Raw genomic sequence first — 25,765 nt, 5'->3', positions numbered from 1 at the left:
CATCCTCTTTTTATACTCATATCAAAGATCGCACCTGCTTGAGAATCGACGGGCGACGGACTTCCTCCGCTATTCGAGTGGCGGGGCCCCGTGTGTTCGTCACGAGCCGGATTGCGGTTCAACCCTAAAAGGCAAAGGAGAATGAATGATGAGCAAAGCTTTCAAGAAGACAGTGATTTCCGGATTGACCCTGGCGATGGTGATGGGCGGATCGACGGCGGCTTTTGCCGACAGCAAAGGCAAAGGTCATGACAAGGATCGCGACAACCGCGATACCATCGTGAAAAAAGTGGATAACGGCAAAGATGTCAATATTAACATTAAGCTGACGTTCGACGATCTGAAGGGCAAGGACGTGGAATGGGCGCAGCGTTACATCGCTTCTCTCGCTTCCAAACGCGTATTCGAAGGGTACGACGACGGCACGTTCCAGCCGCGCAAAACGATCTCTCGCATCGAGGCGATTACCGCTGCGGTCCGTTTGATGGGTCTGCGCGATCAAGCCGAGTCGGCGGATGCGAAAGCGGCCAACCTGAACTTCAAAGATGCGGACAAACTGAAGCAAAAATATCCGTGGGCGACCGGCTACGTTTCCGTCGCGCTGCAAAACGACCTGTTCTCCGAGACGGACGACATGATTCAGCCGGAGAAAGAAGCGGACCGCCTGTGGGCGACAACGCTGCTGGTTAAAGCGATGAAGCTGCAGGACGAAGCCAAAGCGAAAATGAACGCCAAGCTTCCGTTCCGCGATGCCGACAAAATTCCTGCCGGTTCCGTAGGCTACGTCGCCGTGGCGATCGAGAAAAACTTGATCGACGGATACGAGGACAACACGTTCCGTCCGAGCAAGTCGGTATCCCGCGCCGAGCTTGCCGCGCTGCTGGATCGTACGGGCAGCCAGCTGCCTGACCACGCATCGGTGAAAGGCACGGTAACCGGCGCGCTGAACAACAACCTGCTGCCGGTGAAATCGCAAAACAACGAAGCTCTGAACGTCGAGATGGATTCGAACGTATTCGTATTCCGCAATGGCTCCCGCGTAGCTCCCGGCGACCTGCGCACAGGAGATCAGGTGCTGATCCGCACTTATGGCGGAAAAGCGATCTACGTTGAAGTGTTGAACACGACGAACGATCCCCAGCAGCAAACGGACTTCACGGTCACGGGAACGCTGAATAGCTATACACTGAACTCCAAGGGCGGACTCGCCACCGTTTCGATTAACCAAAACGTGAACAGCGGCAGTGTGCAAACGGCGGTCTACTCGATCGCTCCCGAGGTTTACATCTCCGGCGACGTCAGCCAGCTGACCGCAGGACGTACCTTGGAGCTGAGAGGCAAAAACCAACTCGTACACACCATCATCATTCGATAAATAAGAGAGACGATTAAAAAAGGTTAGAGTTGCAACGGGAAACGGACCTTCTTCCAGGCACATGGGATGCCGGGGGAAGGTCCGTTTTTTAAACGTCGATCTGAGATCCTGTTCGAATATATTCGATTTTGGAACCCAGAATATGTTTTAATTTTTTGTAAGCTTTTATCCCTGTGCAATGCCCTGTATATACTTTTTGGATATTCTCGTCGATGATCATTTGGGCAAGGACTTGAATCTCTTCTTGGGAAGCGCTGAATGCTTTCAGCATCGGTATCGTCATGAGATGAAAGCCGCCTATTACCGCTTTAATCGTTAGACTGGGGAACATCGTTCTGGCGGCTCGTATCATATTGGGAGTGCCTTTGTGAGAACATCCTGTAAATAGGCTGATTCCGTCTTGCTCCTTGATCACCATCATGAGCTCATGTTCGAATTGATCTTGAACCCGCTTATTCCCTTCATGGGCAAATAAATACTTATTTCCCTTCGGGGTCAAATCGTGCTCCTCGATGTCTGTAATAATATAAATATCATTCATGATCTCGGTAAAACGATCAATATAAGCAATTCGGTTGGAATACTCCTCGAATACTTTTTTATCGATGCCGATGTTTTTGTTAAAACCGAAGATATGAAAATAATAATCTCCTGAAGCTTTCCTCTTCATATAGACTTTGGCTTTGCTGTTTATTTGAAAGAACGGTAGCAGACCTCCGCCATGATCATGATGACCATGAGAAAGAATTACGGCATCGACATCCTCCAAACGAATTCCCAGTTTCTTTGCATTCGCAATAAAGCCGCCGGTTTTTCCGGTATCAAACAGGATACGTTTGTTATCTTGTTCTATGTAAAGAGATAAGCCGGATTCATAGATTAAATCTTGTGAATCATTCTTCAAATTTTCGATTAGCGTAGTTATTTTCATAAGTTTCTCCAATAGTATGGAATGGCTTCATATAAAAGCGTTGAGGTCATGCCCCGATACCGTCATCGTACCTGATCCTGCATCGCTCTGCAACATTGGCGGAGGGCTATCCTGGCAATTGGGCATAGGGGATGGACAGATGCGCCGAACGGTGTATAATTAGGAGAAAATTGCGAGCAAGCCCGCGAAACCGGGCGAGAGACTTGCGTACATCGGGTTGGAGGAAAAGCGATTATGACAGCACCGCATATCAAACTAGAGGATATTCTCGTCGCCAGCCATCTGCTGAAGGATGTCGTATATCAGACCCCCTTGCAAAAAAATTTCATTTTATCCGAAAAATACGGCTGCAACGTGTTCTTGAAGCGGGAGGACTTGCAGGTGGTCCGCTCGTTCAAAATTCGCGGCGCCTACAATATGATTCGCGGCCTGTCGGAGGACAAGCTGCGCAAAGGTGTCGTCTGCGCCAGCGCCGGAAACCATGCCCAAGGTGTGGCTTATTCCTGCAAAGCGCTGCAAATTCCGGGCAAAATCTTCATGCCGACGACGACACCCCGGCAAAAAATATCGCAGGTCAAGCTGTTCGGCGGCCCGTTCGTCGACGTCGTGCTGACCGGAGACACCTTCGACGATTCGCTGCGGGAAGCACTGGAGTACGGGGAGCGCGAAGGATTGTCGTTCGTTCACCCGTTCGATCATCCGAAGGTCATTGCCGGCCAGGGCACCGTCGGCCTGGAGCTGATGAATGACATGCAAGGGCCGGTTGACTACGTATTCGCCGGGATCGGCGGCGGCGGACTCATTGCCGGCATGAGCACGTATATTAAGGGCGTCAGCCCGTCCACCCGGGTCGTCGGCGTGGAGACGACCGGAGCGCCTTCGATGCGGCAATCGGTCGATTCGGGCGAGATCGTCACGCTCGGCGAGATCGACAAATTCGTCGACGGCACGGCGGTCAAGCGGGTCGGAGAGCTGACGTACGACATCTGCCGCGAGTTTCTCGACGATATCATCGTCGTGCCGGAAGGCAAAGTGTGCACGACGATTCTTGAGCTGTACAACGAGAACGCCATCGTGGCGGAACCGGCGGGAGCGCTGTCGGTGGCGGCGCTGGAATTTTACCGCGAGGAGATCGCCGGGAAAAATGTCGTGTGCGTCATCAGCGGCGGCAATAACGACATCGACCGGATGCAGGAAATCAAGGAGCGGTCGCTCATCTACGAGGGTCTGAAGCATTACTTCATCGTCAACTTTCCACAGCGCGCCGGCGCGCTGCGCGAGTTTCTCGAATACGTGCTCGGACCGACCGACGACATTACGCGCTTCGAGTATACGAAGAAAACAAGCAAAGAAAACGGTCCTGCGCTTGTCGGCATCGAGCTCAAGCACAAGGACGATTATGGTCCGCTGATCGAGCGGATGGAGCAGCGCGGGCTGCGGTTCAGCGAGATTAATAAGGACCCGAACTTATTTAATTTGTTGATCTAAACCAAAAATGAACAAGCCTGACGAAAAAGGAGCGATCCCTTCCGTCAGGCTTGTTTGCGTCGTCAGGCCGGATGGTTTTCCTGCGCCTTGGAGCGGTCCGGCGGCGCAGCTGCCGTTGTGTCGAATTTAAACCAACGATTCAGCATGCCGTACACAAACTTCGATTCCTTCGTCAGCAGCGGTCCGAGAATCGCCAAGATCAACACGTACAGCGCGGCGAACGGCTGCAGGACGGCCATCAGTCCGCCGGCTTTGCCGAGATTGGCCATAATGATGGAGAACTCTCCCCGGGAGACGATCGTCAGCCCGATGTTGGACGATGCTTTCGGGGATAACCCGGCGCTTCGCCCGGCCAGCATCCCGGCCACGTAATTGCCGGCGAGCGTCAGCAGCACCGCTCCCAACGAGAGCCAGACGGCGCCGCCGAGCGTGAGCGGATCGATGGTCAGGCCGAAGCTGAAGAAGAACAGCGCCCCGAAGAAATCCCGGAACGGAAGAATCAGCTTCTCGATCCGGTGCCTGTGCTCGGTCTCGGCGAGTACCAATCCGACGAGCAGCGCTCCGATCGCTTCCGCGACATGAATCGTTTCGGAGAAGCCCGCAACGACCGTCAAAAATCCGAACACGAACAGCAGAAACACCTCGTTGGACCGGATATTCAGGAAGCGGTTCAGCCAGGGCACCGCTTTGCGCCCGACGATCAGGAAGACGAGCATGAAGCCGAGCGAGAGCAGCGCGGACAGGATAATGCCTCCTACCGATGTGGCTCCGCTTAACAGCAGTCCGGACAGAATGGAGATATAGACGGCCAGGAACACGTCTTCGAACATGATGATGCCCAGAATCATTTCCGTCTCGGCATTGGCCGTCCGCTTCAGATCGACGAGCACTTTGGCGACGATCGCGCTGGAGGAAATCGTCGTAATGCCGGCAATGACCAGCGTTTCGTTCAGCGGAAATCCGGAGAGCCAGCCGAACAGCAGCCCGAGCGTGAAATTGATCGCAATATAGATCGTGCCCCCTACCGCGATGGAGCGTCCGGACTTGATCAGCCGGCCGACCGAAAATTCCAGTCCGAGATAAAAGAGCAGGAACAGCACCCCGAGACGGCCCATAAATTCGATCAGCGGAGCGCTGTCGATGAAGCGAAAATCGAAAGCCCCGAACTTCGGCGCATGGGGGCCGACCGCCATCCCGATCAAAATGTAAAACGGAACGACGGAAAATCGCAGCTTCGTGGAAAGCCAGCCCGCAGCGGCAATGAGACAAATCGCCAGTCCGATCTCTAGAACGATGTGCTCCATAGGCTACAGGCTCCCTTGCTGAAGGAGCTCCTTCAGCGCCTTCAATTGCTTGCGTTCTCCCGCGACGACGAGCGTCGATTCCGCGTTAAGCCGATACTCTGGGCCCGGATTGATGCAGTGGGTATGATTTTTCTCGGCAACGGCGATAATCGTCGCTCCCGTTTGCTTGCGGACGTTCAGCCCGCCGATCGTATGCCCGACGCTGCCTGCGCCGGCCTCGATTTTGAACCATTCCACGACCAGGGCGTCCAGCGCAACTTCCATCGTTTCGAGCGATTTGGGCCGATAGCTCATCCCGCCGATAATACCGGCCATCATTCTCGCCTCGTCGTCGTCCAGCGTTACCGTGGAGACGGTCTCATCCGGATCGTCCGGATCAAAATGATACAGCTCTCTTCTTCCGTCGTCGTGGACGACCACGACCAATTTATCGCCTCCGCGGGCGTGCAGTTGAAATTTTCGTCCGATTCCCGGAAGATCGGACTCTCGGATGTCTGTCATGGAATCTCCTCCCAAGTTTTGGATTGCGGGTCCGGCTGCCGGAGCCCGTAAACGATCAAACTTGGGGAGCGAAGTACGTAATCACCGTATATTTTAAGGGCATTAGGAGCTGCTGCTTGAGCAGGAGGAAGATGGAACGGTCTGAGCGCCGCTCCAAGATGAAGGCACGCATGGGAAATCGGATCGCTTCCGAACGGAGATACGGCAGGCCTGTCACAGGCGTATGCATGTCATTGTCCGTCTGCTGACGGGAAGCGATGGAGACAACGTGGGAGGCGCCCGATTGGCCCATCGTCATCGAGCGCGTGAGCGGCGGATTTTCCGCTTCGGCAATCGGGATGAACCAGGAGAACGTGAGGAACAGACCGGTAAGCAGCACGAAAAGGACATGAAGAGGGTGGTTATGTCGGCATGCTGTCATCCACATTCCTCCTTTCGGACAAAGTCTCACTTAACCGAGGTGTTAACGTAGATTTATTGTAGCATTGATTTTCGGTCGATTGCAAATGCAAAAAAAGCCGGAGGCTCTTGCGAACCCCGGCTTTTACGGATTTCGTTTTAGATATAAGTTATCAGCGGAGCTGATTGAATTCTATATCGCAAGAAAAGCTTCCTCTAAAACACGAATGTATCTTCCTCGAATAGGCTTCGATAAGAAACTTTTCTTATTTCGCGGCGACATTCTGGAGATCCAGAACGCCTTGGTAGATCGTTTCGAACAGCTCGTCGATATTCGCTTCCTCGATGCAGGAGAAGGCGACGCGGAGGTCGGTCTCGCCGAGGGCGATCGTCCCGACGCCGTACTTATCGAGCAGGTGCAAGCGCAGCGTTTCGGCGTCAACCGTCTTCAGCTTCAGGCACATGAAGTAGCCGGAGTTGAACGGGTAGTAGTCCCATGCCTGATCGAATTTGCCGGTATCCAGCAGCGCTTTGACACGGTTGGCGCGGCCTTTCATAATGTCGAACTTCTCCTGCTTCTGGGCTTTGAAGTCCGGCGATTGCAGCGCATGCAGCACGAACGTCTGCGACGGATGCGGGCCGCTGGAAATCGTTCCGCGGATAATGCCGATCGTTTTTTGCTCCAAAGCCGCCAGCGTCGCATCGCTTTGTCCGACGTACGTAATGAAGCCGACGCGGAAGCCCCATACGTATTCTTCCTTCGTCGCGCCGTCGATCTTGACCGACAGCACGCGCGGATGAAGCCCCGCCAATTGGCCGGCAAGCGACTCATGCAGCGAATCCTCGAAGAACAGGCCGAAGTAAGCGTCGTCCGTGACGGCCACGACGTTGATGCCGGCTTCCGCCGCTTCCTTGATCGCGGCTACGATGGCGCGTCCTTCTTCCGGACCCGGCGTGTAGCCGGTCGGGTTGTTCGGGAAGTTCAGCACGACGATGGCTTTGCCTTTGCCCTTCTGTGCTAGCAGGGCGTCGCGGAGCGCTGCTGCGTTGAACAGACGGTCTTCCGTGTAGAGCGGGTAGTAGACGAGCTCGGCGCCGCGGCGAATGCCGAAGGTCAGCTCGTAGTTTTCCCAGTTTTTATCCGGAATGATCACAGCGTCTCCTGGACCCGCGAACAAATCGGCCACGATGCTCAGTCCGTGGGTCAGTGCGTTCGTCACGATCGGATTGCCGAGGTTTTTGCCTTGAAGGGACGGATTTTCCTCGATCATCTTGCTGCGCCATGCGGTGCGAAGCTCCGGCTTGCCCGCCGGCGGGGCATATTCGTAAATGTCCTTCGGATTATAAGCGGACAGTGTGTCTTGGATGACTTTGAGATGCATCGGCTGACCGTTCTCCAGCGCCGTGCCGATGGTGGCGTTGAACTTCTTGGCCTTTGCCTTCGCTTCGGCGGATTGGCTCAGGATGCCGACCTTCGGAAAATAAATCTGTTTGCCGAGCTCGGATAGCATCTCGTAGACGTGCGGGCTTTCCTTTTGAATGGTCTCATTTAAACTTTGGGCAAGAGGGTTCATGACGGTCCATCCTTCCATGTTTCTTCATAGCTTACATTAGACCATATTATAACACTTTTCGTACGGCAGCGTCACGGAGTTTCGGATTTTACGTCGGAGTCTGTTCGCAAGGAGGAGGGGGGGCAAACGGGCGGATTTGCCGGGGATGCTTGGTTTTCCCGAAGAAGCTGTGTTACCATAGGGGCAGCAAAAATATGGGTGCGGATTTGGCGTGAAGGAAGCAGTCCGCAAAGCGGGGGGCAACGATGTCAGCCATCATACGATACGAGAAAATTATGGAGCTGCTTATGGCGCACCGCGAGGTGTCCGTCGCGGATTTGGCGGGCAAGCTCGGGGTGACGGGCAAGACGATCCGGCAGGATCTCGAGAAGCTGGAAAGCAAAGGACTGCTGCACCGGACTCACGGCGGCGCCGTGCTGGCGAATGAAGGCTATTCCGGCCTGCTCGCCGGGCTCGCGCCGAATCCGAAGCATCCGGACGAGAAGCGGGAGGTGGCGGAGTGGGCGCTGCGGTTTGTCGAGCCGAACGACATTATCGCGCTCGACAGCGGCAGCACGACGCTGGAGATGGCCAAGCTGCTCGACAATGCGCCGCTGACGGTCATCACGAACGATCTGCATATCATCAGCGAGCTGATCAAGAAAGACCGCGTAAGGCTGGTCGTTCCCGGCGGCTTCCGCAGCCGGAATATGCTGGTCAGCGAAGAGGCCGCGGAATTTCTTGGCAGGCTGAACGTGCAGAAGGCGTTTCTGTCCACGACCGGGATTCATCCGGAATACGGGTTTACGATCTTCACCCATTCCCACGTCGGGCAAAAACGGGCGATGATCGATTCCGCGAAGCAGGTGTTTTGCGTGGCGGACCACAGCAAGTTCGACAAGTGCGCGTTGATCACGTTCGCGAAGCTGTCCGAAATCGGCGTGATCGTGACCGATCCGTATTTGCCGGAGGAGACGGCGCGCAGCTACGAAGCGGCAGGCACGCGAATCGAGCGCAGCCGGTGGAGCGGAGCCGGAAGGTAGCGTTGGAGCCGGATGCGGACGAGGCGTTCGTAGCCGGAAGCCCGCGTATGCAGGCACGTTGTGCGCGGGCGGAGGGGAGCGAACGATCGGTCCGCTGCCCACGTTTGCGCTTTTGCGCGTCCTTGTTGGTTCATTTTGGTTCAAAAATAATTAATTTGAACTTAAATGAACGTATGGTTTATAATAGCATTGACCATGTAAATACGGGAGGAATTATACGATGTCTATGGAAATTCGTTACGCGACCAACCCAACGGAAACGAAAACGTACGATACGGAACGTTTGCGCCAAGAATATTTGATCGAAGGCTTGTTCGTGCCGGGCAAGTTGAATCTGGTGTACAGCCACGTGGACCGCTTCATTACAGGCGGTGCCGTACCGACAACGGAGCCTGTTCTGCTTGAAGCGGATAAGCACGACATGGGGGCGGACTATTTCCTCGAACGCCGCGAAATCGGAATCATCAACGTGGGCGCCCAAGGCATCGTCACGGTCGACGGCACCGATTACGTGCTGGAGAACAAAGACGGCCTGTATGTCGGCCTCGGCAACAAGCAAGTCGTGTTCAAGAGCGCGGATGCCGCGAATCCGGCGCGCTTCTACCTGAGCTCGACCCCGGCGCACAAAAACTACCCGACGCAAAAGGTAGCGATCAGCGAGGCGGAGCCGCAGCATCTCGGTTCGATCACCAACTCCAACGAGCGCACGATCTACAAATACATTCACTTGAACGGCATCCAAAGCTGCCAGCTCGTGATGGGCATGACGCTGCTGAAGCCGGGCAACATGTGGAACACGATGCCTTGCCACACGCATAACCGCCGCTCGGAAGTGTATTTCTACTTCGATATGCCGGAAGACGGCGTCGTCTTCCATCTGATGGGCGAGCCGACGGAAACCCGTCACGTGGTTGTCCGCAACGAGCAGGCGATCATCAGCCCGAGCTGGTCGATCCACAGCGGCGTAGGCACGAGCAATTATACGTTCATTTGGGCGATGGCCGGAGAGAACCAAGAATTCTCCGACATGGACGCGGTCGCCATGAAAGATTTGAAGTAAGGCACCGGAAAGTAAAAAGCACAGTTTCTTTGACGCGCGAACCTTACGGGTACGGCTCAAGAGGCTGTGCTTTTTTCGTTAAGCCAGCCTGGTGCGTTTTCGGCTGCATAAGTGTTTTAGAAAGTGAGCAGGGGAAGGAACGGTGATCGAGATAAGGCGGCTAGCGATTTTAAGTGGAGTGCCCATGTACAGGAGGAAAATAGCGGAACTGCGATGTACTTAAATTGGTTGGGGATGCTGCATTTCAGCAAATAGAGCACGGGAAATGCGTTAGTTGGGCTTTTTTCGATGCCGGGACCGCCATTCGACAGGAATAAAGCACGGGAGGTGCGCTAAGCGATTCGAAGCCGGTTTCATAGGAGGGATAGCTCATTGAAGTTCCTTTATTTGGGGAAACAGCACAAGCCGGGAGAGGCGCGCTGTGTCGGCGCCCAGGGGGCAGCCTATGCTTGAGGCTTTGAGCGGGCGGCACCATGCTCCCCGCTCAAGCTCAGGCGCGCTGTGGCGCCAATTCACCAATGCCAGCGTCTTCCGCTGACTGCTCCGGCTAAAACATGCTCCAGTCGAACGCTTCCGACATCGTCTGCAGCAGGTGGACGCCGGCGATGCTGTTGCCCTTTTCGTTCAGCGCCGGACCGACGACGCCGATGCCGTACTGTCCCGGCACGAGGGCGAGAATGCCGCCGGCGACGCCGCTTTTGGCCGGAAGCCCGACGCGGATGGCGAACTCGCCGGAGGCGTTGTACATGCCGCAGCTGACCATGAACGTTTTGGCGATCTGCACATAGCGTCGCGGCACCAGCTCCCGTCCCGTCGAGGGATCGGTTCCGTTCATCGCCAGAACGAGCGCCATGCGCGCCACATGGCGGCAGGTTACTTCCACGGAGCAGTGCTTGAAATAAACGTCCAGCACCGGCTCCACCTCTTCGTCCAGCACTTCGTTATCTTTGAGGAAATAGGCAAGAGACCGGTTCCGGTGCGCGGTAGCGGCTTCGGAGCGGTACACCGCTTCGTTGAAGGTCAGCGTCGGGTCGCCCGCGAGCTCGCGGAAGAAGGAGAGGATCCGCTCCGTTTTTTCCGCGGGGGTAGCGCCCCGGATCAATGACGAGACGGCGATGGCTCCCGCGTTGATCAGCGGGTTAAACGGAATGCCGGGCTCAACCAGCTCCAGCTTCAGCATGGAGTTGAAGTCGTCGCCGGTCGGCTCCATGCCGACCTTGCGGAAAACGCCTTCTTCGCCTTGGTCCATCAAGGCGAGCAGCAGCGTGAACACTTTAGAGATACTTTGCAAGGTAAAGGACAATCGGCTGTCGCCTGCCGTTACTTCTCTTCCTGCGGCGTCGAGCAGCGCGATTCCCAAGGCGTCGCCCGGAGCGTACGCCAATTCGGGGATGTAGGAGGCGGGCTGGCCGTGCCGGGATTCCTTACGGCTCGTTTCGAGCCAGGCCGGAAGCTGCTCGGCCAGCCGGTTCAGTTCGGTTTCGGATGTCATCGTTTGCGAGAGCCTCCTTGGGGTCCATGAGTGCGATTTACCTTTAGCATACCGCTTTTGCGCCGGGATGAAAAGACAGGTATTTTCAGGTGATCGTCACGTACCGGATGGCCCCGCGAGCTTCCCGAATTTTACTTTTCTTGGTGGTGCGGACAGTACGCTTTCATAAGCGCGATCGTTTCCGCATCAAGCTCACCACCGCGCTGCTCCAGTCCGTCCATGACCTGACTCAACTTGGGTTCTTTCAGATTTTGGCCGAACTTGTATTTACCCGTGATTCTTTCCACGCGAATGCGCACTACGGATGTTGCTTTAAGCTGCGGCACATAAGCGGGATCGGCCGCATCGATCGGATCGTAGCCGCCCTCCGGCTGCAGCTTGCGCATAAATGCGCCCAGTGCTTCCGCCTTCTGCTGCAGATCGTCAACCGGCTCGCCGTAGCCTTTGATGACGACGGATTTGAAATAGGCCGTAGCCGGACAAGCCAGCTTCGGATCAAGGATATAGGACGGCACGATGGCGTATTCCTTGGCGACGGAGAAGGTAACTTGGGGCCGTGCCTTCAAATTGGCCATTTTTTGCCCAATTTTGCTGCCATGAAAATAGAGCGCCCCTTCGTGAAAGACGAAATTTACCGGCGTCAGCTCCGGCCATCCGTCCTCGCCCGTCGTACCGAGCACCCCGAAGCTTATTTCCTGCAAAAAGCTCTCCGTTTCCTGCGCATCCATCAATTCGAATTCTTTTCTTCTCATTGTTTAATCCTCCAGTCTCAAATAGTAGTGCAGGAAAGCGTCGTCCCGCACATAGCCCATCGCTGCGTACAGACGCTGCGCCGTAACATTGTCCATGGCCGTGGACAGCTGCAAGCCTTTGGCCCGGGTGGCGCGGGCATGGGTCTCGGCGGCTTTCATCAGCGCCCGGGCGACGCCCTGCTTGCGGGCGTCCGGATGGACGAACAAGTCGTTCAGCGTCCATACGCGCATCATCGCAATGGAGGAAAGCGTCGGATACAGCTGGGTGAAGCCAAGCGGCCGGCCCGGATGCTCCGTATAGGCGAAGAAGATGATGGACTGCTGCCGCTCCAGATTGTCACGCAGAAAGCGCTCGGCCCTCTCCACGTCGGAGGGCTGCCTGTAAAACTGGCGGTAGGCGTCAAACAGCGGCGCCAGCGACTCAATATCGCCGTGCTCGGCTTGACGAACGATCAAGGCATGCGAAGGGTTCATCGTATCGTGCTCTCCTTCCGGATGTTGCCGCCGCAGGTGCAGGCGGTTCCTAAATATTCGACATCGTACCTCGATTATTGACAATAGAAAAGAGCCAATTAAGTACTTTTTTATTAGACCATTTTAATTGCTCTCCGATCGTTAATCCTTCCTTTCACTTCCACATTTTGTGTTATTATGAAAATAAGAGAAACAGCGGCACTTGAGCCAATGAAATGCACGGAAAATGCACATGCCGAAGATGGAGGAAGGAATGCCATGCCATTTCATTCGGGAAGGACAAGAAGCTGGGGCGCTGCGGCTTTATAAGCAGTATATGTGGAAGAAGGACGGCCGTCTCCGGCACCGGCCAATCTATCCGAACGACCTGCGGCCGATAATCCGACGCCGGGCGGATGGGCCACAGCGGAGGTTCGTCTAAGTACGGCGGAAAATCTCGCCCGTTGGCTGTATCGCGGAAAGGATGCGGCCAACGAATGGGACGCTTTTCAACCGGGGCGCTCCCGGCCGTTCCGCGCGTGGATATGATTTTCGACAAATTCAGGGAAATCTTGCTTCGATGAGATAAATTTCGCCAAAATATACCGAAAGATATATTGCTTATAGAGCGCCTCCTGTGTAAAAATCAAGGTAAGTTAGTAAAAAAAGGTGTGGTCCTTTGATGATTCGAGACGCTTTCCCGGGCAAGAAGCTTTCATCCCCTCCCCTTGCTTCAAGATCCGAAAGCGCTCCTTTGCGATCTGAGAATCCGGTGGCTTTTAAAATGAATGATCTGCAGCGGATTTCGGGCAATCGCGCGGTCCAGCGAATGATGTCCGGCGGCACGGCCCAGCGGACGGTAATGGAAGAAGAGGAGCTGCAGATGAAGTCTGCAGCGCCATCCGTCCAAAGAAAAGGCGAAGGGATGCCGGAGCCTGTCCGGGCGAAGATGGAGCAGGCGTTCGGAACGGACTTTTCCGACGTGAGGGTGCATACGGGGAATCAGGCGGAACAGGTCGGAGCGCTCGCGTATGCCCAGGGCAATGACATTCATTTTGCGCCCGGCCAATACAATCCCGAAACGTCCAAGGGGCAGGAACTGCTTGGTCATGAGCTGGCGCACATCGTTCAGCAAAAGCAAGGACGGGTGAAGCCGACGACCGAAGTCAACGGCGTGGCGGTGAATGACGATCCTTCGCTGGAGCGGGAAGCCGATCAATGGGGGACCAAAGCGGCGCAAACGAAACTGGATTCGGCTCGTTATCGGGCTAGCTTTGGAGACTGATGGCTGTGTTCGTTAAAAAGAACAAGGATACGCCGGGATACGCAACGGCTTGGGAGCATTACGAGCGGGAATGGGCGAGGCTCGATTTGCGGCTGGCGATCCTGATGAAGCTGATAGAGGAGCCCGACACGCCCGCCGATCCTTCGCTCCTGCCGTTCAAAGGACTCGTGTTGACAGAAGAGGAAATGCACAGGCTGCTTTATGACGGGGACGACAGGGAGGAAGATGCCGAGCTTGCGGATCTGCGCCGCCAGTTGGCCACGATGGACCGGGAGCTGGCCCGGAAGCGGCAGGCCTCCTTGGAGCAAGGGAGCTTCCTGCCGGTCCCCTACGTGTCGCAGAGGTTCGGGTTGAATGAATTTGAAGAGCAAACGTTGCTGATGGCGCTTGCCCTGGAGACGGACCGCAAGTACGAGAAGCTGTATGCCTACGTTCAGGACGACGCCACCAGCAAATATTTGACGCCTGAGCTGGCGATGCGGCTGTACGGCCTGTCTGGAACGGGCGGAGGCGGGCTGCTTAAGGCTTTTATGAACGGAAGCCGGCTGCAGGAATGGTTTTTTCGCGGCGAAGGCCGGACGGCCGATTCGACAAACGGCCCGCTGCTTACGCGTCCCTTGCGGCTGGACGAGCGCATGACCGCTTTCCTGCTAGGCATCGGCTATACGGATGTGTCCCTGGGCCAGTGCGCCAAGCTGTATGAGGCGGACCGGGACCTGCCGGATTTGGAAACGGGGCACGAGCTTCAGGTAAGGCTGCGCGCATTTGTCGAACAACGCACAGAGTCCGACCCGCTCCCGGTATTTTGTTTATGGGGGCAGCCCGGCTCCGGAAAGAAGCTGCAGACACGGCACGTGGCTGCTCATTGGGAGAAGGCTCTGCTGGTGGCGAACGTCGAAAACCTGCTTCGGGACGAACGCCCGTTTTCCGAGCTTATTGTAAAAGTGCTGCGCGAAGGGATGCTCTATGGCGCGGTCGTTGCGTTCGAGCGCTTTCACCTGCTCTTGGGAGAGGACGAAAGCATCGGGAAAAAACGGATGGAGCTGTTGAACCGGCTTCAGTCGGTGCAGGAGCCGCTTTTTCTCTTGTCGGAGCAAGCCTGGAATCCCCGGCCGCTGCAAGGGAGAAAATTGTTTCTGGAAGTGGAGGTTCCGGTACCCGAAGCGGCAGAGCGCCGGAAGCTGTGGGAAAGCTGGAGCGCGGAACGCCGTCTGGAACATGCCGCCGATTGGGAAGCGCTTGCCGGGAAGTTCCGCTTCTCGCCGGGGCAGGTTGCAGCCTCCCTCGATTATGCGGTTCAACTGCTGCGCTGGAACGGGTCCGAGACGAATCGGGCCGGCGAGTCCGATGCGATTTACCGGGCCTGCTATGCCCAGGTACAGCATAACTTGAAGAAAAAAGCCGTGCGAATCGAGCCGAAATACGACTGGGACCGGGTCATCCTGCCTCCTGAGCAAAAAGAGCAGCTGAAGCACGCTTGCGCCAGGCTTCAATACCGCGGCACGGTGCTCGGCGACTGGGGATTCGACCGCGCGCTCGCTTACGGCAAAGGCGTCAGCCTGCTGTTCGCGGGGCCTCCGGGCACGGGTAAAACGATGTCCGCGCAGGTGCTGGCCAAAGAGGTGCAGCTGGAAATTTACAAAATCGATCTGTCGCAGGTGATCAGCAAATACATCGGCGAAACGGAGAAAAACCTGCACGAGGTGTTCAGCGAGGCGCAGCTCAGCAATGCTATCCTGTTTTTCGACGAAGCGGATGCGTTGTTCGGCAAGCGTTCCGAAGTCAAGGATTCGCATGACAAGTATTCCAATGTGGAAACCGCATATTTGCTGCAAAAGATGGAGGAATACGACGGCATTACCATTTTGGCCACCAACCTTCAGCAAAATTTGGACGAGGCGTTCATGCGGCGCTTCGGCTTCATCGTGAAATTTCCGTTTCCCGATGCCGAGCATCGCGAGCAAATATGGCGCGGCCTGATTCCGTCCGAAGCTCCGGTAGATGACGATATCGATTTTCGCTTTTTGGCGTCCAAGTTTGAGCTGGCTGGGGGATACATTAAGAATATCGTGCTGTCCGCTGCCTTTATGGCGGCCGAGCAGCGGTGCGCTATCGGGATGAAGCAGCTCATGCTTGCGGTGCGCAACGAGCTGCGCAAAAACGGGAAGATCTGGATCCGCGAGGAAATGGGCGAATACGCCGACTTGTTCGATTGAGACAGAGAAGCGGAAGGGGAGGAAGCGCATGGCCGATTACACGGTGATCGCAGACGTGGGAAATACGCTGGTCAAGCTGTTAAGAGAGCATTTGACCCCGAAGCTCCTGTCTCAGCCGGAATCGATCGGACTCGCCTCGCCGACGGATAAGGGAGATTTTCAGCTGACGCTGTTTTTGTACAGCATTCAGGAAAATACCGAGAACCGGCGGACGAATATGATCGGAAGGGGAACGGACACGCTACAGTATCCGCCGTTGGCGTTGAATTTGGTTTATCTCGTTACCTGCCATTCGGCATCGGAGGTCGCGGCCCGTTCTTTCGACGAGCACCGAATTATGGGGAAAGTGATGCAGGTGTTTCACGACCATGCCGTCCTGCGGGGCTCCAGCCTGCAAGGAGCGCTGGCCGAAAGCAATGAAGCGATCCGGATTACGCCGCAGCCGATTACATTGGAAAACGCGGTCAGCTTATTCTCCAACACGCCTTACAAATTATCGCTCAGCTACATGGTCGGGCCTGTTTATCTGGACTCTACCCGCACGAAGCAAACCACACGGGTTGCGGAGGCGCAGTTCAAGCTGGAAGAGCGGGAAGGAAATTAATCATGGAGCGCTTGCGCAGCGAGGTGAAAGTCAAGCTGGCTCTGGTCGTCAAGCCTTTGGATGTCGTAACCGGCCTTGCGCCAGTCGCCGTACCGCGATTGGTTGTGGAGGGCGTTCCATGCAGACCGGTTCGCAAGCCGGACGGAACGTTCCTGCTGCTCGGCCTGCCGCCGGGAGTTTACAGCATCGTGCTCAGCGCACCGCCGCATTATGCGGACAGCAGGGCCGTTGTTGATACAGCCGCCTTGTCCCCGCTGGAGCCTGTGAAACTGATGCCGATGCTGCCGACGTCCTCCTATCCTTTTGCGCCGGGAACGACGCTGATTCGCGTTAGAGCGAAGGGCGCGCCCGAGGGGGCTGCCATCCTGCGGGTGGCCGTGACGGACGGGAATCTGGCCTGCGCGAAGCTGCCCCAAGATGCGGACGAAGGCGAGGCGGAGCTTGCGTTCGGCGCCATGCACCGGCTGGTCAGCGGGCGATGCTACTATGTGCTGGACCCAGATCCGGCGAAAAGGGAGTTTATCCGCATTGTCGCATTGGATGAAGCGAACCGCAGAGCGAAGCTGCAGACGCCGTTCCGGTTTGCTCATCGCAAAGGAACCGTAGTGACGGACGTTGCGGGAGGCGCTGCCGACGGCCGTGGGGAATGGGCGGCCGCTTTTCCGCCGCAGGGTGTGAAACGTTTTGTCTGCTCGGTTCATTTGTTTTTGTCTGACGATGAGCCGCTTATTCTGGGTCAGGAGGTGCAAGTGGAAGAGGGGCAACCGGTACAGCTCGGGCTGCTCCCATCTACCGACGAATAAGGAAGCGGAGGGAAGTAAGGTATCGATACAGAAGCCTGCATACATCCGAGAAATCGATAGCATAAGGAATAGCGATGACGATTGGGAGGGAGGAACTGATTCGGACCATGACGACATCCGGATCAGGAACAAATGGCTGAATATTTATCGCCGGGAGTATACGTGGAAGAGTTCGACAGCGGCGGTGTGCCGCTGGGCGGGGTCAGCACCAGCACGGCGGGCTTTATCGGTCTCGCTGCCAGAGGGCCGGTGGAAGGGCTGCCGCAATTCATTACCAGCATGAACGATTTTACACGGCAATTCGGAGGATATCTCGCTGAGAACGTTTTTGGCTCTTACCGGTATTTGGCCTATGCGGTCGAGCATTTCTTCGTGAACGGCGGCTCGCGCTGCTATGTGATGAGGGTGGCTCCGTCCGATGCGAAGTCCGCGTCGAACGACGGAAGCTCCGCGCTTCGGCTTTTCGCCAAAAATCCGGGCGAATGGGGAAACCGGGTCCGGGTCGTACTGGAGCCGGCAAGCAAAGCGAAGACGCAAATTTATGAAATTTTGGGCGACGCCGCCAAATCCAAGAAGTACCGCGTGAAAAGCAACGCCAGTTTTAGAGCGGGCGACATCGTAGCCTTCGATAACGGCGAGAGCAAGCAGTACAACCGTGTCGTTTCGTCGCAAGACAACATCATCGAACTGGAAAGCCCGTTGGAAGGCGGCGAAGAGGTCGTCGACGCGAACCTGCTTCCGGCGAAGGTGCTTACGACGTGCGAGTTTACGCTGCATGCGTTCTACGGAGACGAAGCGGAAACGTACGAGCGCGTTTCCCTTAACGTTACGGCTCCCAATCATGTGGAAAAAGTGATCGGCAAGTCCAATCTCATCGGTGTCTCCTGCAACGGAGCGGATCACGGCGCGGTTCATCCGTTCGAGGTCATCTCCGGGCAGCCGGAAGAGGCCGGCAAGTTCGTGATCGAGCTGTCGGGCGGCAGCGACGGTTCCGCGGACGCCTTGTCGGCGGGAGATTTTATGGGGCAAGACCTCGGTCCCGGCAAACGGACGGGCATTCAGGCTTTTATCGACAACGACGAAGTCAGTCTGATGGCCGTTCCCGGCGTAACCGACCCGAACGTGCAGCTCGCGCTCGTCGCGCACTGCGAAAATTTGGGCAGCCGTTTCGCGATCTTGGACATCCCGCGGGATAAAACGAAAATTGCCGACGTGATGACGCACCGCGATATCTTCGATACGCAGTATGCCGCCATGTACCATCCTTGGCTGCAGGTGTTCGATCCGCTGGACAAGCGTAATATTTACATACCGCCGTCCGGCTCCGTCGCCGGCATTTATGCCCGCAGCGACAATACGCGGGGCGTTCATAAAGCGCCTGCGAACGAAGTCGTGCGCGGCTGCGTCGGGCTCGATTGCCAGTACAACAAAGGCGAGCAAGATATTTTGAACCCGCGCGGCGTCAACCTGATCCGTTCCTTTACAGGCCAAGGGATTCGCGTATGGGGCGCGAGAACGCTTTCCTCGAACGGGCTGTGGAAATATGTGAACGTCCGCCGTTTGTTCATTTTTGTGGAAGGCTCGATCAAGAACGGCACGAACTGGGTCGTCTTCGAACCGAACGATGAGAAGCTGTGGGCCCGCGTTCAGCGTACGATCGATGCGTTCTTGACCCGAGTCTGGAAAGACGGGGCGCTTGCGGGGACAAGCCCCGGCGAAGCGTTCTATATTCAAATCGGCCGCAACACGATGACGCAGGACGACATCGATAACGGCCGGCTGATTTGCGTGATCGGCATCGCTCCGGTCAAACCGGCGGAATTCGTCATTTTCCGGATTACGCAAAAAACCGGTTCGGAATAACGATGGCTACAGTAGAAAGGAGTATGGCTCAGCATGGCAGTAGAACGCACAGATCCGTACCGCAAGTTTCGATACAGAGTTGAAGTTGAAGGGATTCAACAAGCGGGCTTCAGCGAGGTTTCCGGCTTCGACGCTTCGCTCGATGTGGTGGAATACCGCAATGGCAATGAGGTCATTACGCCCCGCAAGCTCCCGGGATTGGCCAAATACGGCAATATTACGCTGAAATGGGGCGTTACCGACTCCTTGGATTTGTACGAATGGATTTCCAGTTGCGTACAAGGCAAGGTAACCCGCAAAACCGTAACCATCATCGCGCTCGATGAAGAAGGACAGGATGTGGCGACCTGGCAGATCATCGAAGCATGGCCTTGCAAATACACGGCGCCGGATTTCAACGCTACGGCTTCCGACGTCGCCATTGAAAATTTGGAGCTGGCGCACGAAGGCATGACACGGACGAAGTAAGGACCGAAAGCGCCGGAAGGAGTAAGGGCAGCAGGACTAGCTGTTGTTTTCTTCCGGCAGGCTTTTCATAAAGGAGGACATCATGGAGTTCAGAACGGAGTACGACTTCGAGCTTCCGCGCGGTTATGTGGACGAGAACGGCAGCTTGCACAAACGGGGCGTGATGCGTTTGGCTACCGCAGCCGATGAAATATTGCCGATGCGGGATCAGCGCGTGCAGCAAAACCCGAGTTATTTGAGTATCATTTTGCTGGCCAGAGTCATTACCAAGCTGGGCGATTTAAGGGCGATCGATACGAAGGTGATCGAACGGCTGTTTACGTCGGACCTTGCTTTTCTGCAAAATTTTTACCGGCAAATCAACGAAGTGGAAAAGCTCAGCGTGCGCACCGTCTGTCCGAAATGCGATCACGAATTTGAGGTGGACATCTCTTTTTTAGCCGAGACGGAGGGGAACTAACGGTCTATCCGGCGGATAAAATCTATGAGGAAGCCGCGTTTCTGGCATATTATTTTCATTGGCCTCATGACGATATCATGAACATGGAGCATCGCGAACGGCGGCGGTGGTGCTCGGAAATTTCGCGCATCAACCGCAGCCTGAACGATGAGCCGGACAACCCCTTCGACGTCTTTAAAAAGAGGTGACGCCCATGAGCGCAGCCGATTCGGAAATATTCGGACAAGCGTTTCGTTTTATGGTGGAGCTTGACGGCATGCTGGTCGCCGGCTTTTCCGAGGTTAGCGGACTGCAGTCGGAGCTGGAATTCGAGGAGGTCGCCGAGGGCGGGGTGAACGGGTATACGCACCGCCTGCCGAAAGGGACGAAATCGCCTCCGATCGTATTGAAACGGGGAATCACGAAATCGAGCGATCTGTGGGACTGGTATTTCAGCGCCGCAGGAGGCAAGGTGAAGCGCAAAAGCGGCTCGATTATTCTATACGATGCCTCGTGGCAGGAAATGATCCGCTGGAATTTCTTCGGCTGTTACCCGGTCAAATGGACCGGACCCGAGCTGAGTGCTTCGAGCAGCGAGGTCGCGGTTGAGACGATCGAGCTGGTGCACAACGGATTAAAGGCCATTTACGCCCGCTAGCGGAAGGAATGCGAATGAAGGGCAACATTGAAAGCAAGGGGCACGGACGATGAGAACGACGAAGCGCATCCAAGCGGGGCCGGCGCCCAGCATGCCGGGACATCTCCGGTTTGCCGAACAAATCACGCGGAAATACGGCTTTGCGTCCAGGAACTATCTGGGACCGCAACCGTTAACCTTGCTTGAGCCTGGAGAAGGGGGGGCTCCCGTTCAGCATTTCTCCTTGGTTCAATTGACGCTTCATTTGAGATTGCAGCTTCAGTTGCTTAAGCAAGAAGAGCGGGACATGCTTCGAACGTACCGGAAGACGCTTCATCTGCTGGAAAAGCTGGCCCGACGGCATGACGCTACGGAACGCAAGACAAGCTCTTTTTTACCGGCAGGCGTAGGAACGGCATCGCGGATAGCTGCGACAAATTCGGCAACCGGCACGATGCGGGCGGATCATGGGCAAGAAAGCAAAGCGTTGCGTTCGAAGGTTGGAGAAATGGAGCGAGAGCACGTTTCTTCATCCGCGACTTTGGGTGCGCACCGACACGCTCCGACGAACGGAGGATCGGCCGGTTCGCGAAAATCCGCGGATGCAGGCATCGTGCAGTCGGTCTCGGCAGGGCCGATGGTTCATTCGAGCGGGCGTGTACGCCGTCGTGGGACGAGAGAGGCGCTGGCGCTGCGCAGGGATTACCGCTTTGCCGACCGTTCGGGCAGCAGGAACAATGTATCCGGTGAACAGGTGCGGCATGTGCCTGCCGAACAAGTGCGACAGGCCAGACGGAAGCCCGAATCCAAGACGATGGCAGCTCTGAGAATCCGCGATGCGGCAGCGGAAATAAGGGAGCGTCGCGACGAACGGAAACGAGGCTTGCAGCAGGGACCTTCTCCGGGAGAAGGCAGACGAGGTCTGCTGCTTGAGCGCGATTGGCGCAAACCGGAGCAAGAGCAGGGGCAGGCTTTTGGGCAGGTATTGGAATGGAAGCGGGTTTCCTTGCGGCACCAGGCTTACAATTCTATACATATTCATCGGTCTACTGTGTTTTTCTCAGTCACCTCTAATGATATCTCTGCTCAAACCATAAGTGAGAATCGTGGCGTCAGTGCGCGCGTACGTTCGGAAATAGCATCAAGTCCGGTTGCTTCGGACGACAGGAAGGGATATCGAACCGTAGGCGAAAATCGAGGCGGCCGTACTGTCGTGCGTCCGATCATAGCAGCCGCAAGTCTGATTGATGCTTACGATAAGAGGTATCGGACGCTTGGGGGAAACGGTGGACGAAGCACGGGCTGGAAAAAACGCGGAATGGCACCTGTTGCCGAATGGCCTTGGCTTAGGCCGAAAGGGATGTCCTCCCTCGGCATGGAAATTTTGCTACAACGCCACATCGGCTTGTTTGAGGCGAGTTCCTTGAGCAGTCATCGGACGCCGGATGCCCGGCATGAAATGGGGCGTATCAAGGGAAGCCGCCAAACGGATGCCGCTGCGGCAGCTTTAGAAGGCCGCCCGCTTGTATTTGGATCGTTAAGCAAGGCTGGTCCGGCCAAGTTTTCGGCTACTTCTTCGATGCGAGACAGCATATCGGGGCGTTATGAGACGGTTATATTTTCAACCGCCTTAATACGCAGTGTTCCTCGTAGCATGCTGATGAACCGTTATTGGCCAAGCAACTTGTCAACCACAAACATCTTCGAACGAATGCATCGGCAAAAGGCGAATGCCGACCTTATCTATGGTCGGGCACCTTCGCTCGCGCAGCGGAAAGCAGGGGACGAAGCATCGGTTGCGCCTCGGTTTCGTTACCCTATGAGTGTGTCCTTGCGCGGGGATAATGCTTTTATCAGCCGAAGTCCGGAACGAAGCAGCAATAAATTTGGCGCTAGCGGTTCCGTTCAGATGCTTGTGGGTGTCATGCCATCCACCGGCATTTCTGCGTTTGAATACGATAGTTCGGCAAGTTCGAACGGCTCCGTTCCACTTCGCAGCCGAATGCTCCTGTCAAGCGAACGGTTATATGACAGCCGTATTGCTGAGGCAGAGAGCGGAGAAGTGACGGCCGGTTCGGCCGTCTCTGTCCGACACGAAAGGACAGGCCTAGTTACAGTTCAGTCCAAGCGGGCAGCTGCAAAAACCGGCAATCCGATGACAAGCGTATTCGGGGTAAACATCGTTTCGCCGATCGTCTCGGCCATACGGTCATCCGCCGTCGAAGGGATGCAACTCCGCCACCATCCTCTGCCGTTTGGAGGAAGGGCTGTGTCTATTGGGCCGCAGATTTATGCAGCCGATTCCATAGGGGCGGTGAAGCAGCGTTACGCTCGTCGGCATCAAGCGTCCCAATCGAATTCAGCGCCGACACGCGGGAAAAATGCTCGGCATGATGTGAACGATGCGGTCCAAGGTTTTGCGGGCAAAGCCGTTCGAAGCTTTACAGGCGGGACGGTTTCGGGCTCTACGAATCCAATAATTCGTAGGTTTATTAACGGGGCCGGATCAGGCCTTGCGAATATTGTGCTTCGAAGTACGCCAGACGAGATACGCGAATCGGAGGGCTGGAGCTGGAATTTAACAGATGTACGGAGACATCCGGTTGTTCTGACGCAGTATAAACAATCCCGGTTTTTATCGCCACATTACTTTATGCTTCACAAACCGGTTAGCTTACGGGATGGGGGATTTAGTGCCTTCCCGAATGTAACGGATTTTGCGGGTAAAATCGCTGGGAGCCGGATTGCCTTCAGGGACGGTGCTGCGGAAGAACGGGTAATGCGTAGACAACCGGCAGGTCCGGATGCGACGCTGTATAAACGGAACAGCGTCGTATATCCTTCGGCTTCAGAAGGAAGCATGGCTCCATCGGTACTAGTTGCTCAATTCAGGGCCGTCCCCTCACAACGTGCCAGGGCAGGTCAAGCGACTGTGTTCGGACCGCCATTTGTACAAGCATTATCGGGAACTTCAACTCGTATGGCAGCGATTATAACAAATAAGCTCCCGCAGAATCGTGCAGACTGGTCGTCTGCTGCAACTGCAAGCGTCTTGGGCGTGTTGTCACCCCGCGCTCCGCAACGTCCGTTGGAGCTGTATCAGTCGCGGGCAGTTGCGGATCGATCGATCTCGATGCCCATGAGTGTTTCGGGCGTCTTGTCGCCGGGAGCGCCATATCGCCAATTGCAGTTGCCTCCATCGCAGGCTGACGCGCAGCGTTCGCCCGCGATGGCTGAGAGCGTCTTGGGCGTGTTGCCGCCCCGCGCTCTGCAACGTCCGTCAGAGCTGTATCAGTCGCAGGCAGTTGCGGATCGACCGATATCGATGCTCGCGAGTGTTTCGGGCGTCTTGTCGCCGGGAGCGCCGTATCGTCCATTGCAATTACATCTGTCGCGGGCTGACGCGCAGCGTTCGCCTGCGATGGCTGCGAGCACCTTGAGCGTGTTGCCGCCCCGCGCTCTGCAACGTCCGTTGGAGCTAGTTCAGTCGCAGGCAATTATGGATCGGCCGTTCGCGATGCCCGTAAGTGCTTCGGGCGTCTTGTCGCCGGGAGCGCCGTATCGTCCATTGCAGTTGCATCTGTCGCGGGCTGACGTGCACCGTTCGTCAGCGATACACGCGAGCGCCTCGGGTGCGTTGCCGTCTTATGCGTCGAATCATCCGTTGCAGTTGAATCGGTCACAGGCAGTCGCTTCCCGTACGTCCTCGGTATTCAGGAGCGCCATGGGGGCCTTGTTGCCGGCAGCACCATATCGCCCATTGCAGTTGAATCCGTCACAGGCTGACATACATCGTTTGCCTGTGATGCTCGCAAGCGTCTCTGGTGTGTTGCCGTCCCCGGAGCTGCATCCGTCCCGGACTGACGGGCAACGTCCGTCAACGATCCCCGCGAACGCCTCGGGCGTCTTATCGCCCGGATCGCCGCATCGCCCGTTGCAGTTACATCCGTCGCAGACTGGCGCGTATCGTCTGCCCGCGATGCCTACGAGCACCTCGGGTGTGCTGCCACCCCAGGGAGCGTCGCTGCCTTTGCAATTGCATCGGCCGCAAGGTGACGCGCAGCGCTCGTCCGTGGTGCCTGCCAGTGTCAGCGCCGAAGGCGCTTTAACGCCACGCGTCGCGCCACAGACGCGCACGGCTCGGGCCGCCGCCACGCCGAGCCCGTCCTACCGGGCTGCGAGCTCCGAAATCGAATACCATAAAAAGCAGAAGCCGGATACCGGGACTTTGGCGAAGCAAGCGGCAGCGCAGGCCGTCAGCCAGGTTTCCGCCCAGCTTGAAGCGATGAAAATCGAGCTGTCGGGCGCATCTCAGGCTGCTTTACCGGACTTGGACCGTTTTGTCGACCAAGTGTATAGAGAGCTGGAAAACAAAATCAAATTCGAGCGGCAGCGCAGCGGGCTTTGACCCCTGCGGCCGCGATTCCCGGACTTGCAAAGGGTGAGGCGGATGGCTTTAACGAAAGCGAAAATTATTGTGGAAGGCGGCAGCCGGCAGGAGATCGAGGTGCTGTTTAACCCGAAGGAATACCAGTTGGAGTCTTCCAACAAATTTGCGTGGCAGACGATTCCCGGCTTGAACGCGCCGATTGCCCAGTTTGTGAGCGGGGAAGCAACGACGCTGTCGATGGACCTGTTCTTTGACAGCTATGAGAAAGGCACGGATGTCCGCGCCCACACCTCGAAGGTCGTTAAGCTGCTCGATGTGGATAAAGATTTGCACGCGCCGCCGCCATGCCGTTTTGTATGGGGCTCCTTGAATTTTAAAGGCATTGTCGAAAAAGTTTCGCAAAAATTTACGATGTTTCTCGATTCCGGGATCCCGGTGCGAGCTACGCTTCATGTGACCTTTAAGGCCGTCATGAGCATGAAAGAGCAGTTCCAACATATTCCCCGCCAGTCCGCCGACCGCACGAAGCAAAAGTTGTTCAACCAAGGCGACCAGTTGTGGATGATTGCTGCCCAAGAATATGAAAATCCCGGACTATGGCGTGAAATTGCCAAAGCGAACAAGATCGACAACCCCAGGTACATCGAAGCCGGACGCAGACTGATCGTTCCGAGGCTGGAATAGTCGCTGCCATCGTCCCACCAATACA

Annotated in this window: 23 protein-coding genes and 1 pseudogene; 16 read left to right on the top strand and 8 right to left on the bottom strand. The window is 56.1% G+C overall.

Translation table 11 applies throughout. The features are described from left to right. The first annotated feature begins 148 nt into the window (after positions 1 to 148). The gene (locus tag ET33_RS07785; RefSeq protein WP_036678940.1) at positions 149 to 1,375 is read left to right on the top strand and encodes an S-layer homology domain-containing protein; all 1,227 of its coding nucleotides are present in this window, start codon (positions 149 to 151) and stop codon (positions 1,373 to 1,375) included. Positions 1,376 to 1,463: 88 nt separating this feature from the next. Here ET33_RS07785 and ET33_RS07780 read toward each other — a convergent pair whose 3' ends face one another. Beyond that, positions 1,464 to 2,306 carry an MBL fold metallo-hydrolase gene (locus tag ET33_RS07780; RefSeq protein WP_036678935.1) on the bottom strand — a complete coding sequence of 281 codons (843 nt, stop codon included), beginning with the start codon at positions 2,304 to 2,306 and terminating at the stop codon, positions 1,464 to 1,466. 234 nt (positions 2,307 to 2,540) lie between these two features. Between ET33_RS07780 and ilvA the strand changes: the two genes are divergently transcribed. After that, positions 2,541 to 3,794 (top strand): threonine ammonia-lyase IlvA, encoded by a 1,254-nt coding sequence (gene ilvA / locus ET33_RS07775; RefSeq protein ID WP_036678932.1) that lies wholly within the window; start codon positions 2,541 to 2,543, stop codon positions 3,792 to 3,794. A 62-nt stretch (positions 3,795 to 3,856) separates the two neighbouring features. Here the strand turns inward: ilvA and ET33_RS07770 are convergent, their stop codons facing one another. The 4 genes from ET33_RS07770 to ET33_RS07755 all read right to left on the bottom strand — a co-directional run bounded on the left by ET33_RS07770 (position 3,857) and on the right by ET33_RS07755 (position 7,572). Beyond that, the gene (locus tag ET33_RS07770) at positions 3,857 to 5,098 is read right to left on the bottom strand and encodes a cation:proton antiporter (protein WP_036678929.1); all 1,242 of its coding nucleotides are present in this window, start codon (positions 5,096 to 5,098) and stop codon (positions 3,857 to 3,859) included. A gap of 3 nt (positions 5,099 to 5,101) precedes the next feature. Next, positions 5,102 to 5,599 (bottom strand): cation:proton antiporter regulatory subunit, encoded by a 498-nt coding sequence (locus ET33_RS07765; protein ID WP_036678924.1) that lies wholly within the window; start codon positions 5,597 to 5,599, stop codon positions 5,102 to 5,104. A 55-nt stretch (positions 5,600 to 5,654) separates the two neighbouring features. Beyond that, positions 5,655 to 6,020 (bottom strand): hypothetical protein, encoded by a 366-nt coding sequence (locus ET33_RS07760; RefSeq protein WP_036678920.1) that lies wholly within the window; start codon positions 6,018 to 6,020, stop codon positions 5,655 to 5,657. Positions 6,021 to 6,264: 244 nt separating this feature from the next. Beyond that, positions 6,265 to 7,572, bottom strand: coding sequence for an aminotransferase class I/II-fold pyridoxal phosphate-dependent enzyme (locus ET33_RS07755; protein WP_036678916.1), 1,308 nt, complete (start codon positions 7,570 to 7,572; stop codon positions 6,265 to 6,267). 245 nt (positions 7,573 to 7,817) lie between these two features. Between ET33_RS07755 and ET33_RS07750 the strand changes: the two genes are divergently transcribed. Then, positions 7,818 to 8,594 carry a DeoR/GlpR family DNA-binding transcription regulator gene (locus ET33_RS07750; protein ID WP_036678912.1) on the top strand — a complete coding sequence of 259 codons (777 nt, stop codon included), beginning with the start codon at positions 7,818 to 7,820 and terminating at the stop codon, positions 8,592 to 8,594. Between the two features lie 226 nt (positions 8,595 to 8,820). Then, positions 8,821 to 9,654: a 5-dehydro-4-deoxy-D-glucuronate isomerase gene (kduI, locus tag ET33_RS07745; protein WP_010497914.1), complete on the top strand. Its 834-nt coding sequence runs from the start codon at positions 8,821 to 8,823 to the stop codon at positions 9,652 to 9,654. 547 nt (positions 9,655 to 10,201) lie between these two features. On the opposite strand, the gene glsA is transcribed toward kduI, so the two are convergent. The 3 genes from glsA to ET33_RS07730 all read right to left on the bottom strand — a co-directional run bounded on the left by glsA (position 10,202) and on the right by ET33_RS07730 (position 12,372). Beyond that, the gene (glsA, locus tag ET33_RS07740; protein ID WP_036678903.1) at positions 10,202 to 11,146 is read right to left on the bottom strand and encodes a glutaminase A; all 945 of its coding nucleotides are present in this window, start codon (positions 11,144 to 11,146) and stop codon (positions 10,202 to 10,204) included. Positions 11,147 to 11,277: 131 nt separating this feature from the next. Continuing rightward, complete coding sequence (locus ET33_RS07735; protein WP_036678898.1) at positions 11,278 to 11,898, bottom strand: pyridoxamine 5'-phosphate oxidase family protein; 621 nt, start codon at positions 11,896 to 11,898, stop codon at positions 11,278 to 11,280. 3 nt (positions 11,899 to 11,901) lie between these two features. Beyond that, positions 11,902 to 12,372 (bottom strand): GNAT family N-acetyltransferase, encoded by a 471-nt coding sequence (locus ET33_RS07730; RefSeq protein WP_051775176.1) that lies wholly within the window; start codon positions 12,370 to 12,372, stop codon positions 11,902 to 11,904. A gap of 318 nt (positions 12,373 to 12,690) precedes the next feature. Here ET33_RS07730 and ET33_RS38365 point away from each other — a divergent pair, with 318 nt between their 5' ends. The 12 genes and pseudogenes from ET33_RS38365 to ET33_RS07675 all read left to right on the top strand — a co-directional run bounded on the left by ET33_RS38365 (position 12,691) and on the right by ET33_RS07675 (position 25,740). Then, complete coding sequence (locus ET33_RS38365; RefSeq protein WP_152570603.1) at positions 12,691 to 12,900, top strand: hypothetical protein; 210 nt, start codon at positions 12,691 to 12,693, stop codon at positions 12,898 to 12,900. A gap of 235 nt (positions 12,901 to 13,135) precedes the next feature. Beyond that, positions 13,136 to 13,636 carry an eCIS core domain-containing protein gene (locus ET33_RS07720; RefSeq protein WP_051775175.1) on the top strand — a complete coding sequence of 167 codons (501 nt, stop codon included), beginning with the start codon at positions 13,136 to 13,138 and terminating at the stop codon, positions 13,634 to 13,636. A 5-nt stretch (positions 13,637 to 13,641) separates the two neighbouring features. Beyond that, the gene (locus tag ET33_RS07715) at positions 13,642 to 15,852 is read left to right on the top strand and encodes an ATP-binding protein (RefSeq protein ID WP_161783529.1); all 2,211 of its coding nucleotides are present in this window, start codon (positions 13,642 to 13,644) and stop codon (positions 15,850 to 15,852) included. 28 nt (positions 15,853 to 15,880) lie between these two features. Beyond that, entirely contained in the window at positions 15,881 to 16,456 is a 576-nt protein-coding gene (locus tag ET33_RS07710; protein ID WP_036678888.1) for a DUF4255 domain-containing protein, read from the top strand. A 2-nt stretch (positions 16,457 to 16,458) separates the two neighbouring features. Next, the gene (locus ET33_RS07705) at positions 16,459 to 17,259 is read left to right on the top strand and encodes a hypothetical protein (RefSeq protein WP_036678884.1); all 801 of its coding nucleotides are present in this window, start codon (positions 16,459 to 16,461) and stop codon (positions 17,257 to 17,259) included. A gap of 132 nt (positions 17,260 to 17,391) precedes the next feature. Beyond that, positions 17,392 to 19,122 (top strand): phage tail sheath family protein, encoded by a 1,731-nt coding sequence (locus ET33_RS07700; protein ID WP_036678881.1) that lies wholly within the window; start codon positions 17,392 to 17,394, stop codon positions 19,120 to 19,122. A 33-nt stretch (positions 19,123 to 19,155) separates the two neighbouring features. Next, positions 19,156 to 19,590 (top strand): phage tail protein, encoded by a 435-nt coding sequence (locus tag ET33_RS07695; protein ID WP_010500499.1) that lies wholly within the window; start codon positions 19,156 to 19,158, stop codon positions 19,588 to 19,590. An 82-nt stretch (positions 19,591 to 19,672) separates the two neighbouring features. Further along, positions 19,673 to 20,050 carry a hypothetical protein gene (locus ET33_RS07690; RefSeq protein WP_036678872.1) on the top strand — a complete coding sequence of 126 codons (378 nt, stop codon included), beginning with the start codon at positions 19,673 to 19,675 and terminating at the stop codon, positions 20,048 to 20,050. Between the two features lie 11 nt (positions 20,051 to 20,061). Then, a pseudogene (locus ET33_RS40410) lies at positions 20,062 to 20,238 on the top strand (DUF6760 family protein); the annotation flags it as partial. 5 nt (positions 20,239 to 20,243) lie between these two features. Further along, entirely contained in the window at positions 20,244 to 20,687 is a 444-nt protein-coding gene (locus tag ET33_RS07685) for a phage tail protein (protein WP_036678869.1), read from the top strand. 49 nt (positions 20,688 to 20,736) lie between these two features. Next, on the top strand, positions 20,737 to 25,074 hold the full coding sequence (locus tag ET33_RS07680; protein WP_036678867.1) for a hypothetical protein: 4,338 nt from the start codon (positions 20,737 to 20,739) through the stop codon (positions 25,072 to 25,074). 42 nt (positions 25,075 to 25,116) lie between these two features. Beyond that, complete coding sequence (locus tag ET33_RS07675) at positions 25,117 to 25,740, top strand: CIS tube protein (protein WP_036678866.1); 624 nt, start codon at positions 25,117 to 25,119, stop codon at positions 25,738 to 25,740. The last annotated feature ends 25 nt before the right edge of the window (positions 25,741 to 25,765 follow it).

Source organism: Paenibacillus tyrphae (genome assembly GCF_000722545.1).
Taxonomy (GTDB): domain Bacteria; phylum Bacillota; class Bacilli; order Paenibacillales; family NBRC-103111; genus Paenibacillus_G; species Paenibacillus_G tyrfis.
This window is presented reverse-complemented; position numbering and strand designations above follow the sequence as displayed.